17 protein-coding genes are annotated in these 15666 nt (G+C 65.8%); 9 read left to right on the top strand and 8 right to left on the bottom strand.

Annotated features, from left to right (window positions below; translation table 11 throughout):
• Positions 1-18 precede the first annotated feature (18 nt).
• On the top strand, positions 19-561 hold the full coding sequence (locus tag IE160_RS01995) for a PadR family transcriptional regulator (RefSeq protein ID WP_191151508.1): 543 nt from the start codon (positions 19-21) through the stop codon (positions 559-561).
• A gap of 5 nt (positions 562-566) precedes the next feature.
• Positions 567-2261: an ABC1 kinase family protein gene (locus IE160_RS01990; RefSeq protein WP_502708743.1), complete on the top strand. Its 1695-nt coding sequence runs from the start codon at positions 567-569 to the stop codon at positions 2259-2261.
• A 40-nt stretch (positions 2262-2301) separates the two neighbouring features.
• Here the strand turns inward: IE160_RS01990 and nagB are convergent, their stop codons facing one another.
• The 6 genes from nagB to IE160_RS01960 all read right to left on the bottom strand — a co-directional run bounded on the left by nagB (position 2302) and on the right by IE160_RS01960 (position 8836).
• Positions 2302-3069, bottom strand: coding sequence for a glucosamine-6-phosphate deaminase (nagB, locus tag IE160_RS01985; RefSeq protein WP_152584183.1), 768 nt, complete (start codon positions 3067-3069; stop codon positions 2302-2304).
• A 1-nt stretch (position 3070) separates the two neighbouring features.
• Positions 3071-3946, bottom strand: a complete 876-nt coding sequence (locus IE160_RS01980; RefSeq protein WP_152584184.1) for a carbohydrate ABC transporter permease — start codon at positions 3944-3946, stop codon at positions 3071-3073.
• Complete coding sequence (locus IE160_RS01975; protein WP_210416822.1) at positions 3943-4752, bottom strand: carbohydrate ABC transporter permease; 810 nt, start codon at positions 4750-4752, stop codon at positions 3943-3945. The genes IE160_RS01980 and IE160_RS01975 overlap by 4 nt, the downstream gene beginning before the upstream one ends.
• 165 nt (positions 4753-4917) lie before the next feature.
• Positions 4918-6126: an ABC transporter substrate-binding protein gene (locus IE160_RS01970; protein WP_191151507.1), complete on the bottom strand. Its 1209-nt coding sequence runs from the start codon at positions 6124-6126 to the stop codon at positions 4918-4920.
• A 125-nt stretch (positions 6127-6251) separates the two neighbouring features.
• Entirely contained in the window at positions 6252-7799 is a 1548-nt protein-coding gene (locus IE160_RS01965) for a DUF3604 domain-containing protein (protein ID WP_152584186.1), read from the bottom strand.
• Positions 7796-8836, bottom strand: coding sequence for a carbohydrate kinase family protein (locus tag IE160_RS01960; RefSeq protein ID WP_165638141.1), 1041 nt, complete (start codon positions 8834-8836; stop codon positions 7796-7798). The genes IE160_RS01965 and IE160_RS01960 overlap by 4 nt, the downstream gene beginning before the upstream one ends.
• Positions 8837-9021: 185 nt before the next feature.
• Between IE160_RS01960 and IE160_RS01955 the strand changes: the two genes are divergently transcribed.
• From IE160_RS01955 to vapC, 7 genes are all read left to right on the top strand, one after another.
• On the top strand, positions 9022-9768 hold the full coding sequence (locus tag IE160_RS01955) for a DeoR/GlpR family DNA-binding transcription regulator (RefSeq protein WP_191151506.1): 747 nt from the start codon (positions 9022-9024) through the stop codon (positions 9766-9768).
• Positions 9765-11132, top strand: a complete 1368-nt coding sequence (locus IE160_RS01950; protein WP_152584189.1) for a 6-phospho-beta-glucosidase — start codon at positions 9765-9767, stop codon at positions 11130-11132. Before IE160_RS01955 ends, IE160_RS01950 begins: the two co-directional genes overlap by 4 nt.
• Positions 11133-11632: 500 nt before the next feature.
• Entirely contained in the window at positions 11633-12964 is a 1332-nt protein-coding gene (locus IE160_RS01945) for an ISL3 family transposase (RefSeq protein ID WP_224744527.1), read from the top strand.
• A gap of 93 nt (positions 12965-13057) precedes the next feature.
• Positions 13058-13522, top strand: coding sequence for a hypothetical protein (locus tag IE160_RS01940; protein ID WP_191151505.1), 465 nt, complete (start codon positions 13058-13060; stop codon positions 13520-13522).
• Between the two features lie 33 nt (positions 13523-13555).
• Positions 13556-13696, top strand: a complete 141-nt coding sequence (locus IE160_RS01935) for a hypothetical protein (RefSeq protein ID WP_191151504.1) — start codon at positions 13556-13558, stop codon at positions 13694-13696.
• A gap of 167 nt (positions 13697-13863) precedes the next feature.
• Positions 13864-14064 (top strand): type II toxin-antitoxin system VapB family antitoxin, encoded by a 201-nt coding sequence (locus tag IE160_RS01930; RefSeq protein ID WP_179873121.1) that lies wholly within the window; start codon positions 13864-13866, stop codon positions 14062-14064.
• A complete protein-coding gene (gene vapC, locus IE160_RS01925; RefSeq protein ID WP_191151503.1) occupies positions 14061-14471 on the top strand; it encodes a type II toxin-antitoxin system VapC family toxin in 411 nt (136 codons plus the stop codon). Before IE160_RS01930 ends, vapC begins: the two co-directional genes overlap by 4 nt.
• Before the next feature lie 54 nt (positions 14472-14525).
• Here the strand turns inward: vapC and IE160_RS01920 are convergent, their stop codons facing one another.
• On the bottom strand, positions 14526-14987 hold the full coding sequence (locus tag IE160_RS01920; RefSeq protein WP_191151502.1) for a MarR family winged helix-turn-helix transcriptional regulator: 462 nt from the start codon (positions 14985-14987) through the stop codon (positions 14526-14528).
• Positions 14987-15631: an NAD(P)-dependent oxidoreductase gene (locus IE160_RS01915; protein WP_191151501.1), complete on the bottom strand. Its 645-nt coding sequence runs from the start codon at positions 15629-15631 to the stop codon at positions 14987-14989. The genes IE160_RS01920 and IE160_RS01915 overlap by 1 nt, the downstream gene beginning before the upstream one ends.
• Between the last annotated feature and the right edge of the window lie 35 nt (positions 15632-15666).

Genomic DNA, 15666 nt, shown 5'->3' with positions numbered 1-15666 from the left:
GCAGACGAAGGATTCCGCATGCGCAGCGCCACGAACCCCCGCTTCGACCTCTGGGAGGCCATGGAGGGCTTGCGCGAGCAGTTCGGCCCCCGCATGGAGGCGATGATGGGGCACGCCGACATCCGCTCCGCGGTTCTCGTCGCCCTGCTCGACGGCCCGAAGAACGGTCACCAGGTCATGCAGGCGATCGGCGACCGGATGCCCGGCTCGCGCACCCCGAGCGCCGGCGCCGTCTACCCGATGCTGCAGCAGCTCACCGACGAGGGTCTCGTGAGCAGCGAGCAGCACGACGAGCGTCGGGTGTACTCGCTCACCGAGGCCGGGCACGCCGTGGCGACGGAGGCCTCCGAGAGCATGCACGACTCGGGTCGCGACCACGGCTGGGAGTCGCGCATGCCCCGCTTCGGCGAGCACTCGCGCGCCCTGCCGAAGGCGGGTGTGAAGCTTGCGCAGGCCGCGTCGCAGGTCGCGCAGAGCGGCACGGTGGAGCAGCAGGAGCGCGCGGCGAAGCTGCTCGACGAGACGCGTCGAGCGCTCTACGCGATCCTCGCCGAGGACTGACCACCGTGGATTCCGCCCGCGGCGCGCTCGAGGCGCCGCCGGCCGATCGCGCGTCCCGCGCCCGCTATCGGCGCATCATGCGCTTCGCGGCACGCGCGCTCGCGCAAGCCTGGTGGTTCGAGCTCGTGCTGCCGCGGTTCGGGCTCGCGCGGTTCGCCGCGCGGGGCCGCATCCGGCGCCTGCAGAAGCTCGCCCGCCGCTTCCACGCGCTCGCCGCCGACCTCGGTGGGCTCATGATCAAGGTCGGGCAGTTCCTGTCGTCGCGCCTCGACGTGCTGCCGCCGGAGATCACGCGCGAGCTCGAGGGGCTGCAGGATGAGGTGGCTCCCGAGTCGTTCGCGAGCATCGTCGCGCAGGCGGAGCACGAGCTGGGCATCCCGCTCGATCGCGCCTACGCAACGTTCGAGAGCGAGCCGATCGCGGCCGCCTCCCTCGGGCAGGCGCACCGCGCGCGCCTGACGCCGACCCTCGCCGCCGATCTGGGGTTCAGCGACGTTGTCGTGAAGGTGCTGCGACCCGGCATCGAGCAGATCGTCGAGGTCGATCTGGCCGCTCTGCGCCGTGTTGCCCGCTGGCTCTCGCGTGTGAAGCTCGTCAACCGTCGCGCCGACGCGCCCGCACTTATCGAGGAGTTCGCGACGACGAGCCTGGAGGAGATCGACTACGTGCACGAGGCGGGCAACGCCGAGCGCTTCGCCGACATCTTCGCCGACGACCCGCGCGTCGGGGCGCCGGTGATCGTGTGGGAGCGCAGTGCGCGCCGCGTGCTGACCCTCGCCGACGTGACGGCGATCAAGATCACCGATGTCGGCGCGCTGCAGGCGGCGGGCCTCGACCCTGATGCGGTCGCCGCCGAGCTGGCCCGGGCGACGTTCGAGCAGATCTTCGTCGCCGGCTTCTTCCACGCCGACCCGCACCCGGGCAACATCTTCGTGACTCCGAGCGCCGAGCACGGCTTCACGATCACCTACATCGATTTCGGCATGATGGGCGAGATCACCGACGAGCTGCGCGACGGCCTGCAGCAGTTCATCTTCGCCGTCGCCTCGCGCGACGCGCGCGGCTGGGTCGTGGCAACGCAGCGCCTCGGGGTGCTGCTGCCCTCGGTCGACACTGTCGAGCTCGAGCGCGCCGTGACCGCCCTCTTCGACCGCTTCGGCGGCATGGGCGTGGCGGAACTCACGGCGCTCGACCCGCGCGAGCTGCAGCAGTTCGCGCTGCAGTTCAGCGAGCTCGTGCGCACTCTGCCGTTCCAACTGCCGGAGAGCTTCCTGCTGCTCATCCGCACCGTCTCCCTCATCTCCGGCGTCACGAGCGCCCTCAACCGCGACTTCAACATGTGGGACGCCGTCGACCCCTTCGCCCGCACCCTCCTGCGCGGCGGCGGCACGTCGACAGCGCGCAGCGTCGGCCGCGAGGCGGTCGCCATCCTCTCGGCGCTCGCGCGCCTCCCCCAACGAGTGGATGCTCTGGCCACGCGCCTCGACCGCGGCGAGCTCGCGGTGCGGAGTCCGGAGGTCGAGCAGCGCTTGCGCGTCCTCGACGGCACCGTGCGCCGCGCGACCTCGGCGATCCTCTTCACCGCGCTGCTGCTCGCCGGGGTCATCCTGCGCCCGACCGACGAGGTGCTCAGCTGGGTGCTCATCGGAGGCTCGGCGCTGCCCCTCCTCCACGCCGTGGCGCCCTGGCGGCTGCGCTAAGGGTGAGGACGTCTCTCCTGAAGGGGAGCGCGTCACGCACTCACCTTGATCGCGACATCGATAGCGATGTTCGCAGTTCAGGCGGGATCAGTCGGGCCGCATCGCTATCGGCAAACACTGTCACTGTGCCATGGAGGTTCAGCGCGGTGACGGGCCAGTCCACGTCGACCTCGCCTCTGGCCAGGCGCCGCAATGGCTCAGCCTTCGAATTGCCCTCGGCAATCACGACAAGTTCGGTCGCGTCGAGGATCGTGCCGATGCCCTGAGTGATGCACCACTCCGGCACAGCAGCAACATCATCGTCGAAGAATCTCGCATTATCCCTGCGAGTTTGATCCGACAACCTCACGACACGAGTGCGGGAGTCGTGAAGGGAGCCTGGTGCGTTGAAGGCAATGTGGCCGTCCGTTCCGACCCCGAGTATCTGAAAGTCGATTCCTCCTGACCGAGTGATGTCGGTCTCGTATTCAGCACACGACGCCTGCAGATCGTGTACGTCGGGATTGGGCACGCGGACGGATCCCGAAGTGAAGTCGACGCGCGACGTGAACTCGCGATCAATAACGTTGCAGTATCTCTGCGGATGGTCGGCAGGCAGTCCCACGTATTCGTCGAGCAGGAAGGCACCTGCCGAGGAGAATGACATGGCGCCCGCATTCGCTCGCCTCACGAGCTCGTCGTACAACGCCAGTGGACTCGACCCGGTAGCGAGTCCAAGGATTGCGTCCCGCTTGCGATCCAAGAGCGCCTGAATACGATCCGCAATGCTCTTCGCGAGTGTTGGTGGGTCAGCGATAACGAACCTCATGTCAGCCCTTCACCGCCCCCGCCGTCAGTCCGGACACGATTCTCCTCTGAAGAACGAGCGCCAAGATCACCATGGGAATGGTGACCATTACCGATGCGGCCGTGATCGTGCCGATCGGGCGCTGAAACTCCACGGCACCCGTGAACGCCGCAATGGCCACCGGAACCGTCTGTGCGACTTCCGCGTTCCTGGGCGCGAAGGTACTGGCCAGCAGAAATTCGTTCCACGATGTGACGAAGGTGATGATGGCGGCCGAGAACAGACCTGGCCCCGCGAGCGGCAAGATGACCTTGCGGAAGGCTTGCAGCGGTGTCGCCCCGTCGATCTTCGCGGCTTCCTCCAGTTCACTCGGGATCGCGGCGAAGAAGGTCGTGAGAATAAAGATCGTCAAAGGCAAGCTGAATGACACATAGGAAACGTAGAGTCCCTCCCACGTATTGAGCAGCCCGATCGAGCGCCAGACTTCGTAGAGCGGCGGCACGAGCGATACGGGAGGAAAGAGCGAGGCAGCGAGCACGCCGGAGAGCCACAGTACCCTGCGCTTGAGGGGGAGTCGCGCGATGGCGTATGCGGCCAGTGCTCCGATGATGGTGCACACAACGGTCGTCATCGTCGCGACGACCAGCGAGTTGCGCATGTTCAGTAGGAAGCCCTGCCCCAGCACCGCGATGTAGTTGTCGAGTCCGAATGGTCCTTGAAACAAGTCCGGATCGTTGAGAGCCCGATCACCGCGTTTGAAGCTCGTCATCACGAGCCAGAAGAAGGGCGCGAGGCACCACACGAACACGATTCCGAGAAGGACGCTCCACCGTGCATCCATGATGCGCCGAGGGGGGCGCTGCCGTGCGGTACGTGCGTGCGCGGTCTGGGTAGTCATCGGCTTCTCTCTCCGAACACGAGGTGGCTCCCGATCGCGCGCACGAAGATCACTCCGATCGCGAGAACGAGCATGAAGGTCAATGTCGACAACGCTGAACCGACACCAGGGTCGGGTGTTTCGACGATGTACTGTTGCACGAGCATCGAGAGCGACTCCGTACCGAACGCCCCGCCCGTCATGACTTCCGGCAAGTCGTACACGCGCAGTGCGTCCACCGTGCGGAACAACAGCGCCACGAGAATCGCTGGTCGCAGCAGCGGAAGTGTGATGTACCAGAATCGCTGGATTGAAGTTGCTCCGTCGACCTTCGCGCTTTCGTACATCTCGGAGGGAATGGTCTGGAGGCCCGCCAGCAAGAGGAGGGCCGCAAATGGTGCCGTCTTCCACACATCTGCGATGATGACGGTGCCTGCGGCCCAACCAGACTGCCCGAGCCAGTTGAAATCTCCGAGGCCGAGCAAGCCGTTGATGGAGCCCGGCGTGATGTTGAACATGAAGGCCCACATCTGACCGGCCATGACCGTCGGAATGATCCAGGGGATCAGGATCGTTGCCCTGACTATTCCCCTTCCTCGCAGTGCTCGATTCATGATCAGCGCGAATCCGAGCCCGATGATGAACTCGAGACCGACGGACGTCACGGTGAAAACCGCCGTGAACGACAGCGCCTGCCAGAAGACGCCGGAACTGAGCACCTCGACGTAGTTGTCCAGGCCCGCGAAGCCCTCACGTTGCCGACGCGTATAGGCATTCAGGCTCGTGACGAGAGCGTACAGAATGGGAAAAACGACGACGAGCACCATGACGGTGATCGACGGTGCAAGGAAGAGTCGCGCGAGCGCTGTCTCCGAGATGCCACGCCATCGGGCCGGTGCACGAAGGCGGCTGTTCGCCTCCGGGCTCCGCCGTGCGGAGCCACCGTGCATGGTGCTCGTGTCGTTCGGCATGATCTGTCTCTCTGCTCAGGTTCAGCCGTTGAGCGTGCCCTCGAGGAACGTGCGCATCTGCTCAGCTGCGTCGCGCGCAGACATCTGCCCATTGGCGGCTTCGAACAGGGTGCGCTGCATCTCCAGGCTGATCTCAGCCCACTGCGGCGCCGCTGGGCGCGGCTTGGCGTCCTGCAGGATCTCGCCCAACTGCTGCATCACGGGATCGTCGGCGAACTCGTCGTAGAGAGGCACGTGCACGGGGAGCACTGCGTCCTCGGCGAGGATCGTCTGCACCTCCACACTGGTCGCGGCCCACACGACGAAGTCTTTGGCGATGTCCTGGCGCTCCGAGAACGCGCTGACCGCGTTGTTGAATCCACCGATCGCCGATACTCCGGGCTCGCCGGTGAACGACGGCAGCGGAGCCACGCCCGTGACACCGTTTGCGGGGCTCTCGCTGTCATCAGCGATGAGAGCGTACGGTCCCGGCCAGTTGCGCATGAAGGCTGCATCGCCCGACTGGAACGCGATTCGCGACTCTTCCTCCATTGCTGTGTTGTAACCCGGGGCGAAGCAGCCGTCGTCAACGGATTCGGCGATGAACTCAGTCACTTCAGTCGCCAGATCGACATCGAACACGACCTCCGACTGGTCGGAATTGTAAAGGTCGCCCCCCGCGCTCCAGAAGAGCTCCAACCAGTTCACGACGAATCCTTCGTATCGGGCACCCTGCCCGATGAACCCGTCCATCCCTTCCTCGGCAGCGATCGACTCCGCTGCGGCGCAGAGCTCCGTCCAAGTGCGGGGCGCTTCGTCCACCAGGTCAGTTCGGTAGTACAGAATGCCCGCATTGGTGTTCAGCGGTGCAGCCCATAGCTCACCTCCCCACGACGACGACTCCATCGGCCCGGGGAGCGTGACCCCTTCGAGATCGGCGCGAACATCTTCGAGACTCACGATCCAGTCGTTCTCGACGTACTCTCCGGTCCAGATGACATCCAGCCCGAGAACGTCGAACTCCGAGCCGCCAGCTTGGAGTACAAGGGCTTGTTGCTCTCGAGCGCCGTCGGCTGCCTCAGGCAGCGCCTCGACGCGAACGGGAGTGTCGGGGTTCTCCTCGTTCCACAGTTCTGCAATGCTCAAATGCGCACCTCCCGGCTGCGAGCGAGGTCCGCCGATCGCCCACACGATCTCGCCCTCTTCGGCGTTGTCGGCGGGGGCGGGTGTGCAACCGGCGACGACGGACACGGCCGTCGCGACCGCGGCTGCCGCGAGGAGCCGCCCTGCTGTGTTCTGCTGTTTCATCTCTTCCTCCTTGTTGGTGTGGTGTTGCGACTTGTGGTGTCGGGATCGCCTATCGAGAAAGCCCGGCGCTACGCACTCGCGTCTGATACCCAGATCGGCGAGCTCCAGGCGTGCTGATCATCGACTTGGCTAACGCGCACGTAGTACCAGTCCTCGCTCGTTCTGCCGCCCTTGTCACTGATCTCCCACTGCAGGCTCGCGTCTGTGTTCTGAACCGCCTTCTCAAAGGCGAACGCTCCGCTGAGAAAACCACCGAGATAGTGCACATGGGGGCCGTCGAGCATGTCAGTGATGGTTGCCGTGAACTCTCGACCGTTCACGGTCGCCACGAGTTCGGCGTTCCGATCGGCGCTCACGTGCACGGCCAGTCGTTGCGTGGCATCCGTACTCACCGTCGGATTGCCACGGGTCCGCGTGCGTAGCCGAATCGTGCGCTCGTCACGCTGCTCCCATGCCGAGAACGAATACTTGTCCGTCTCGCCCGCTTGGTCAGCCAAGGTGTCGTATCCGTGAAGTCGAGGCTCCACAGCGTCAATCCGACCGCCGCGAAGTTCGAGTTCGACATCCCAGTCGACAGGAATCCCCACCTCGCCCCAGCCCATGGCCACCGATACGATGCCGGAGAAGTCGGCGTCGCGCGCCGCGGCCGTGGCGAGCTCGTTCCGGGCTATGACCTCTCCATTGCGAATGATCTCGACCCGATCCAACGCATTGCCTCCGCGAACATCCACGAGGATGCGGCGCTCCCCGTTCGCCACGACCGTCGAACCCATCGGGGCGCCGTTGATGCTCGTGGCGAGCATGATCCGCCCACCGGTGGCCGCGTAGGTTCTGCGCTGCCGGATGGCTTGCCAGATGCTCTCTCTCGTCAGGTCTTCCGCCCACACCATGGCCAGACCGTGCCCATAGCTTCCGGGGTGCGCGCTGTGGTGATCGGTAGAACCGATGAAGCCGAAGCGGCCGCCGCGAGCAAGCCCTGTCGTGGCGGTACTGCCGATGTCGCGCGGACCCATCGTGTGCAGATAGGGGCGCGGAGAATCATGGTGCTCGCCGCTGCCGTGCATGGAGACAAGTTCCACGACAGGCGAGAACTCCTCTGTGTAGGCGTCCCAATTGACCCCACGTCGACCTGAGCGATAGCCGATGTGGTGTGGGAGCACCATCGCGTCGGCGCCGCGCAAGCGGACGTCGCGCAGAGCGCGGCGGAGGGAGGGAAGATCGTTGGCGTTGGACGGGTCGAGCGGCCCGCGCCCCGTGTCGTAGTACACGCAGTGATCCCCGTACGCGAGTGAGTGCCATTCGAAGGAGAGGAATGAAACGAAGGAGTGCGGGTTGTTGACCTCTTCGGTGAAGTCCTGGACTTCTCCCCAGTGTTCGCGCAGGCGCGCGAAACCGCGTCGATGGTATTCCGCGACGTGCGCTGGCTCATCGGGCATGTCGTGCCACGCGGCATGCCCGGTCACCGAGGCGAAGTCGAGTTGCAGTCGAGCATTGCGGTAGGCATCGTCGATAGAGCCGTGGCCGTAGCTGATACCGCAGTGGTTGTGGATGTCTCCAGCGAAAGTCGTCAAGCCCTCGTACCCAGGCAAGCCGCTGCCGCGGCGAACGAACGTCATGGCGTTTCCTCTCTGGGTGGCGGGCCCGGCACCGTTGGCGGGTGCGCCGCCCGCGCCAGTTCGGGCAGATCATCGATGAAGGCGAATCGTCGACGCATGTCCTGGGCGTCAGTGTCTCCGCACTGAGCACGGCCGTCGGCGGCGCGCCTCCACGCTGCGATGTCGTCGAGGGTCGGTGCAGACAGAGATCCCGTGACCCGGGTGGTCGAGAGCGCCGCAGCGAGTGACGCCAACTCAAGTCGGTCTCGCAAGGACAACCCCCATTCGGTGGCGGCAACAAAGCCGCTGACGAAGACATCTCCCGCTCCTGTGGTGTCGACAGCTCGGACGGGTACGCCGGCAACGGCAGCGCTCTCCCCCGTGAGACTGTCGACCGCTATTGCGCCTGCTGCTCCCTGAGTCACCACAGCAACCGGGATCGTTTCGGCGAGCACGCTCAATGCGCGGTGCGGATCCTCGGTCCCCGTGTAGGCCATCGCCTCTACGGCGTTGGGCAGAAAGGCATGGCAGCCTGCGAGTGCCTCGAGAGTGTCGCGACGCCACGTCTCACCGGCATCCCACGCCACGTCGGCGAAGACTTTCGCGCCCCTGGTAATGGCCGTGCGCATCTCGTCGCCGCCAATTTCTCGACCATCCAGGTACAGAATGATCGACTTGGGGTCTCCAAGATCGCGGAAGGGCGCCGCGGAGTCAGCCGGCCGAGGCGCATCCCATGTCACCATCGCGCGATCACCCTCGACAGCGAGCGAGGCGGTGGCTGATGTCTGGGCGGCCGCGACGACGAACGACAGATCTACGCCCTCGTTGCTCAAAATCTCGCGACACCACGAACCCGCAGCGTCGTCGCCGATCGCGGAGCACATCGACACGGAGAGCCCGAGCCGTCGCGACGCAATCGCCTGATTCGCGATGCCCCCGGGCGCTATGCCGAAGTCACGAGCACGCACCTCAGTTCCTGGGCGGGGAACTCCGTCGACGCCCGCGAACACGAGGTCGAGGAAGACATCGCCCGCGACCAGGACGTCGCAGCCGTCCATGGTCGGGTCTGTGGGACTCGGCCACATCGACATAGCTTGCCTCCTCGCATGCTCTACATCGCGCTCAGGCACCACGCCCGATAACTGCTCATTCATGATCGATACTGCACGCTATCACGCACTTACGAGCATGTACATGTCGCTTTCTTGCGCGTTCATGCTCACAACCTGGTAATCTCATGCCCATGCTGAGTTCAACCCGCCGTGCTTCGATCGTCACCGAGCTTCAACAGTCCGGAGAAGTCTCGGTGCAGCATCTCGCCGATGAATTCGGTGTCAGTGCCTCCACCATCCGACGCGATCTGAACGCGCTCAGCAAGCAGGGGCGACTCCAGCGAGTCCGCGGCGGAGGGTCGATCGAGCCGGATCCGCGACCCTTCAACCAGGTCGCCCCGGCGTTCGCGGACGAGAAGGAGCGAATAGGCAGGCGTGCGGCTGAGCTGGTCTCCGACGGGGATGTCGTCATACTGGACATCGGCACGACCGTTGCACAGATCGCCCGACACCTTCGCGGGCGTCGGATCACCGTGATCACCGCATCCATCGCAGTCGTCGACCTTCTTCGCGACGATACCGACGTCGAGCTCATCGTTCTCGGCGGCGTCCTGCGAAAATCGTATCTCTCCCTCGTCGGCGCACTCACGGAGCAGGCGCTGAGCCAGATAACCGCAGACATCTGCTTCCTCGGTGCGAGCGGCGTTCGAGATGACGGTAGCGTTCTCGACTCGACGGGCATCGAAGTCCCGATGAAGCACGCGATCCTCCGCGCTTCTGAGCGGAGCGTGTTCGCCGTCGCCAGCGACAAGTTCCCGGGAACCGGACTGCTGTCCATCTGCGGTCCCGACCGCATCGACGTCGTAGTCACGACCTCAAAGGGGTGCCCGGCGCTGGACAGTCTGCGCAGCCAGAAGGTGTCGGTGATCGAAGCATGAAGCTGTCCATCATCGGAGGCGGTGGATTCCGTGTCCCCCAGATTTACCAGGCGGTATCCAGTGGCGATTCCCCGCTACTCATCGACGAGATCTCTCTCTACGATGTCTCCTCGGAGCGCTTGAGTGCAATCACCGCGGTCATCACGGAACTGGCTGCAGATGCCTCGCGCACCGTTGTGGTCTCGGCCACGACGGATATCGACGAAGCTCTGAAAGGCGCGAGCTTCGTGTTCTCTGCTATGCGGATCGGGGGACTTGAAAGCAGAATTCTCGACGAACGGATCGCTTTGGAACTCGGAGTTCTCGGCCAGGAGACCATCGGGCCCGGCGGACTCTCCTATGCGCTGCGGACTCTTCCCCACGCTCGAGAACTCGCGCTGAGAATCCGCCGACATGCGCCCGAGGCGTGGGTGATCAACTTCACGAACCCCGCCGGGATCATCACGGAAGCCATGCGCGAGATTCTTGGCAGTCGAGTAACCGGTATTTGCGACACGCCTATCGGCCTCATGCGACGGACGGCGCGCGCCGTGGGCCACGCGCCCCACGACGTCGACTTTGACTACGTGGGTCTCAACCATCTGGGGTGGCTGCGTCGCCTCAGCGTCGGTGAGCGCGATCTCCTTCCCGAGCTACTCTCCGACGATGCGACGCTGACGACCATTGAAGAGGCGAGGATCTTCGGCGCCGACTGGGTCCGAGCTTTGGGGGCCCTGCCGAACGAGTATCTCTTCTACTACTACTTCGGACGTGAGTCTTTGGAGCGAATCTCGTCGTCACCGTCAACCCGCGGGCAGTATCTCGCGCGCCAGCAGAATGCGTTCTACAGCCGCATGAGTTCTCCGGGTCGCGGCGGTGCGCGGCAGGAGTGGGAGCGAACGCTTCACGAGCGTGAGTCAAGCTATATGCCAGAGTCTCGCCCGCACGATGCGGCCGACCAGCGTGATCACCGAGATGTGGAGAACGGCGGCTACCAGAAAGTTGCTCTCGACTTGATGACGGCGTTGGTCGTCGGACAGTCCGCGACGATGATTCTGAACGTCTCGAACGACAGTGCGGGCGGAGAGCTCCTCGTGCCAGCTCTGCCCTCGAACGCGGTCATCGAGGTACCGTGCACCGTGGACAGCAAGGGGATCCATCCGCATCGAGTAGGTCCGGTTCGCGGAGACATGCTGGGGCTCATGGTGCAAGTAAAGGCGTGCGAGCAACTCGTCATCGAAGCATCGACGCGACGATCCCCTGAACTGGCGTGGCGCGCGTTCGCCGGGCACCCGCTCGTCGATTCTGTCTCAGTGGGCCGTCAACTTCTCGAGCAGTACCGGGAGCTCATTCCCGGCGTGGCGGAATCGTTCAACACGGATTAGCGCGTTGGGTGCGCGAGGTTGCGGAGCGCCCATCAGCGCGGGCCGCGAGTCGGGTGAACCGTCGATGTTACGCGTCACGGGTAGTGTCGACGTTTGCTTGCATCCCACGTCGAACCTTGGACGCATAGTGAACGCGCTCGTGGTCAGTACAGTTCGCAGCTTTCGGGAAATCCTGCTTCTTGCGATATCTCGCGACCGGGCCAACGAAGTTACCGGGCCTGTTCCTGAAACACACCACTCCGGGCCGACACTGCTCTGCGGCTGCACTGAGCAGGCACGCCATACCGCCCGTCAGCCGTTCGCATTGAACTCGTGCCGCAGAGAGCACGCGAGCAGGCTGTGCGGCCTGAGAAACGCCGGTAATCGAGAGGTTAAGGGGCTCTTCGCCGTTGAGTGTGGGTGGCGGGTGACGCGCCGGTAGCCGGGGCTGCTGGGGAGATGGGTCGAGGTCCCCGAGGATCAGAGGACTCTTACCTCTTCTGATCGCGAGGACCCCGACGATGACCGAGCCTACGACGCGCTGCCGAGCCGACGGCAACTATTGCGACCGCTGCGATCTTCTCCTGGGCCTGGAGGGGTTGCGGGTGATTGCGGTTGAGCGCCGCGGCCTGGGATCGCTGACCGTGACGGTCGAGTCCCCACCTGGTCCAGTCGGCTGCCCAGGCTGCGGTGTCCTCGCGACCGGTCACGGGCGCGCGCCGGTGCCTCTGGTGGACGCACCCGCGATGGGCCGTCCGGTCCGACTGCTCTGGCGAAAGCGCCGATGGCGCTGCGCGGAAGGTGCCTGCGAGGTCGTCACGTTCCTCGAGCAGGACCACACCGTGGCGTTGCCGCGCGCGAAGCTGACCACTCGGGCGGCGTGGTGGGCGATCGAGCAGATGCGCCGCGAGCACGCCTCGGTGAACGGTATCCGCCGGCAGTTGGGCACCAGCTGGCGAACAGTGTGGGAGACGATCAAGCCACTGCTGCAGATCGCCGAGGCGGATCCGGCTCGCTTCGATGGCGTGACCGTGTTGGGTGTTGATGAGCACGTCTGGCATCACGTGTCGACCAAGCCGATCAGCGTCGGCGGGCGGGGGCCGAAGGAGCTCACCGGCATGGTCGACCTGACCCGTGACGCGGCGGGCCGCACCCGCGCCAGGCTGCTGGATCTCGTCCCGGGCCGCTCGGGTGAGGCTTACCGGGCGTGGCTACAAGGGCGCGGCCCCGATTTTCGTGACCGGGTGAAGATCGCAACCTTGGATCCGTTTCGCGGTTGCAAGAACGCCATTGATGATCAACTCGACGACGCGCGCGCCGTGCTCGACGCGTTCCACGTCGTCAAGCTCGGAACCAAGGTCGTCGACGATGTCCGCCGCCGCGTGCAGCAGCAGCTCCACGGCCACCGAGGGCGCAAGGGTGATCCGCTCTATGGGATCCGGAACCTCCTGCGGGCAGGCGAGGAACACCTCACCGAACGGCAACGCACAAGACTCGCCCGCGCTTGGGCCGCCGATGAACAGCATGTCGAAGTCGAGGTCGCCTGGCACTGCGCGCAGCAACTGCGATCCTGCTACCACCAAGCCGGTCACCGCGAAGGTCGCGTGATCGCCGAACAGGTGTTGAGGTCGTTCTTCACCTGCCCGATCCCGGAGGTCGCACGCCTGGGCCGGAGGCTGCGAACCTGGCGAGATGAGTTTCTCGGCTACTTCGACACCGGCGGCGCGAACAACGGCGGCACCGAAGCGATGAACGGCCTGATCGAGCTCCACCGACGCATCGCCCGCGGCTTCCGCAACCGAGACAACTACCGCCTCAGGATGCTCCTCATCGGCGGCGGGCTATTCGCATGACCCACACTCAACGGCGAAGAGCCGGTTAAGGCATAGCTCACGGCGCTCGACCCGCGTGAGCTGCAGCAGTTCGCCCTGCAGTTCAGCGAGCTCGTGCGCACCCTGCCCTTCCAGCTGCCCGAGAGCTTCCTGCTGCTCATCCGCACCGTCTCCCTCATCTCGGGCGTCACGAGCGCCCTCAACCGCGACTTCAACATGTGGGACGCCGTCGACCCCTTCGCCCGCACCCTCCTGCGCGGCGGCGGCACGTCGACGGCGCGCAGCGTCGGCCGCGAGGCGGTCGCGATCCTCTCGGCGCTCGCGCGCCTCCCCCAACGACTGGATGCTCTCGCCACGCGCCTCGACCGCGGCGAGCTCGCGGTGCGCAGCCCGGAGGTCGAGCAGCGCCTGCGCGTCCTCGACGGCAGTGTGCGCCGCGCGACCTCGGCGATCCTCTTCACCGCGCTCCTGCTCGCCGGGGTGATCCTGCGCCCGACCGATGAGGTGCTCAGCTGGGTGCTCATCGGAGGCTCGGCGCTGCCCCTCCTCCACGCCGTGGCGCCCTGGCGCTTGCGGTAGGGGCTCGACCCCAGCGGCACCTACGCTGGTCTCATGAGCGATGACGACGACCGGCCCGTAGGTTTCCTCGGCCGCCTCCGCTCGGCGACGCCAATTGCGTGGGTGCTCATCATCGGCCTCGTGGGCGTGACCGCGAGCGGCGCCACGCTGCTCGTCATCCTGCTGGGCAGCTAGCGCAGGACGTCGACGTCGAGTCGTCCACAGGTACGCGGCGGCGCCACGACCCCACTGTCGCGAGACCTTTCGCCGCGCCCGCGGATGCGGGTCTCTACGTTGGCGGGAGCGTCGTCGCTCACGACGGTCAACCCGCGCTGTGTAGACTCGTGTGTAAGGAGGCAACGATGGCGACGAACTTGGCACTGGATCCCGAGCTTCTCGATCGTGCGCTCGCGGTGAGCGGTCAAGCCACTAAGAAGGCTGCCGTGACTCTCGCCCTGCAAGAGTTCATCGCCAGGCGAGAACAGCTCGGCCTTCTCGACCTCGTCGGCACGCTGGAGTGGGACGACTCCTTCGACTACAAGGCGGAACGCGCGCGGGCATGACTGTGCTCGTCGACACGAGCGTATGGTCGCTCGCACTTCGTCGCGACCGCCCGGCGATCAGCCCCGCCGTCGCTGGGCTGAGGACCGCGCTCGAGTCAGACCTGGTCGTGACGACGGGCCTCATCGTGCAGGAACTACTTCAAGGGTTTCTGCCCGAGCGCACCCAGTCCGAGATACGCCGACGCTTCGGCGCGCTCCCTGCCGTGCAGCCGACGCGCGACGACCACATCGCCGCGGCCGAACTGCGCAACTCATGTCGCCGCGCCGGAGTGCAACTCGGCACCATCGACGCCCTCATCGCGCAACTGTGCATCACCCACGACCTCGAATTGCTCAGCACAGATCGCGACTTCGAGTACGCATCCCACCACTGCACGCTTCGACTGTGGAGCGGCAGCGACTCGTAGCCATGAGAAGAGGCCGTGCAGCCCGGGAGCGTGCTCGATGGCAGCGCACGCCGCTCACCGCTCCTCCGCGATCGTCACGGCGGCGAGGATGCGGTCGAGCTCGAGAACGTCGTGCGTGCTGAGCCCGGCGAACGCGGGCGCGACGGCCTCGACGTACTCGCGTTCGAATCCGGAGATCTCGCGCCGAGCATCCTCACTGAGCCTGATGACCCGCCCGCGCTTGTCGCCCTCGCTCACCTCGCTCGTGACCAGGCCGGCGGCGCGCAGCGTGTCGACGGTCTGCGTGACGGCGCCGCTCGTGATGCCGAGCCGGTGCGCGAGTTCGGCGACGCGCGCGCCGTCGCGGCGGGCGAGCGCGAAGAGCAGGTTCATGGATGCTCGGCCGAGCCCGCGCTCCTGAAACGGGTACGCGCCCCGCGCCGTGACCTCGCGCGTGACGACGGCGATGCGCTCGATGACGCGCGCGAGCGACGCGGCACGGGCGTCGGTGTCGGCGTCGCTGCTCACGTCGGTCACTACTTGCTCACGAACGGCAGCTCGTGCACGAAGGTGTCGTCGTCGACCTGCGTGAGGATGAAGCGCGCGAGGTCGGCGCGGGCGATCTGCGTGCTCGCGTTGACGCCCACCCACCCGACGCGGTAGCTGCCGGTCGCGGGGGCATCGGTGAGGCGCGGGCCGCGCACGACCGTCCAGTCGAGGCCGCTCGCGCGCAGCGCCGCGAGGTGCGCGATCGCGTCGTCGAGCACGGCCGGCGAGAGCCGCCTCAGCAGCCACCGGATGAACCTGTCGGGCACTTTCGGCTGGTCGTGCTCCTCGGCGGGCAGACCGCCGCCGGAGAGCGAGATGATGCGCCGGATGCCCTGCTCGGCCATCGCGTCGACGATCGCCTGCGTGCCCTCCGTCTGCAGGGTGGGCGGCGAGCCCTTCACCTGACCGAAGACGCTCACCACGGCGTCGGAGCCTCGCACGGTCTCGCGCACAGCATCGCGGTCACGCACATCGCCCGCGACGACCGTGAGCCGCTCGTGGGCGTCGAGCACCTCAGGGCGGCGCGCGAGGGCGCGCACCGCGTGCCCGGCCTCGAGCGCCTGGGCGAGAACGTGGCGGCCGGTCTTACCGGTCGCGCCGAAGAGGGCGAGAGTGCGAGGGGTCGTCGTCATGTCGATACTTTAGCATCTAAAGTACTTAGTGCTCG

Origin of the sequence: Chryseoglobus sp. 28M-23 (assembly GCF_014789785.1) — a bacterium.
Lineage (GTDB): Bacteria > Actinomycetota > Actinomycetes > Actinomycetales > Microbacteriaceae > Microcella > Microcella indica.
This window is presented reverse-complemented; position numbering and strand designations above follow the sequence as displayed.

What these genes read in the sequence shown, in the direction of transcription:
- IE160_RS01935 (WP_191151504.1), top strand. Translation starts at nt 13,556, where the DNA reads ATGAGCGATGACGACGACCGGCCCGTAGGTTTCCTCGGCCGCCTCCGC.
- IE160_RS01975 (WP_210416822.1), bottom strand. Translation starts at nt 4,752, where the DNA reads ATGGTGCTCGTCGTCGTTTTTCCCATTCTGTACGCTCTCGTCACGAGC.
- IE160_RS01915 (WP_191151501.1), bottom strand. Translation starts at nt 15,631, where the DNA reads ATGACGACGACCCCTCGCACTCTCGCCCTCTTCGGCGCGACCGGTAAG.
- IE160_RS01995 (WP_191151508.1), top strand. Translation starts at nt 19, where the DNA reads ATGCGCAGCGCCACGAACCCCCGCTTCGACCTCTGGGAGGCCATGGAG.
- IE160_RS01960 (WP_165638141.1), bottom strand. Translation starts at nt 8,836, where the DNA reads ATGGACGGCTGCGACGTCCTGGTCGCGGGCGATGTCTTCCTCGACCTC.
- IE160_RS01965 (WP_152584186.1), bottom strand. Translation starts at nt 7,799, where the DNA reads ATGACGTTCGTTCGCCGCGGCAGCGGCTTGCCTGGGTACGAGGGCTTG.
- IE160_RS01955 (WP_191151506.1), top strand. Translation starts at nt 9,022, where the DNA reads ATGCTGAGTTCAACCCGCCGTGCTTCGATCGTCACCGAGCTTCAACAG.
- vapC (WP_191151503.1), top strand. Translation starts at nt 14,061, where the DNA reads ATGACTGTGCTCGTCGACACGAGCGTATGGTCGCTCGCACTTCGTCGC.
- IE160_RS01930 (WP_179873121.1), top strand. Translation starts at nt 13,864, where the DNA reads ATGGCGACGAACTTGGCACTGGATCCCGAGCTTCTCGATCGTGCGCTC.
- IE160_RS01950 (WP_152584189.1), top strand. Translation starts at nt 9,765, where the DNA reads ATGAAGCTGTCCATCATCGGAGGCGGTGGATTCCGTGTCCCCCAGATT.
- IE160_RS01945 (WP_224744527.1), top strand. Translation starts at nt 11,633, where the DNA reads ATGACCGAGCCTACGACGCGCTGCCGAGCCGACGGCAACTATTGCGAC.
- IE160_RS01980 (WP_152584184.1), bottom strand. Translation starts at nt 3,946, where the DNA reads ATGACTACCCAGACCGCGCACGCACGTACCGCACGGCAGCGCCCCCCT.
- nagB (WP_152584183.1), bottom strand. Translation starts at nt 3,069, where the DNA reads ATGAGGTTCGTTATCGCTGACCCACCAACACTCGCGAAGAGCATTGCG.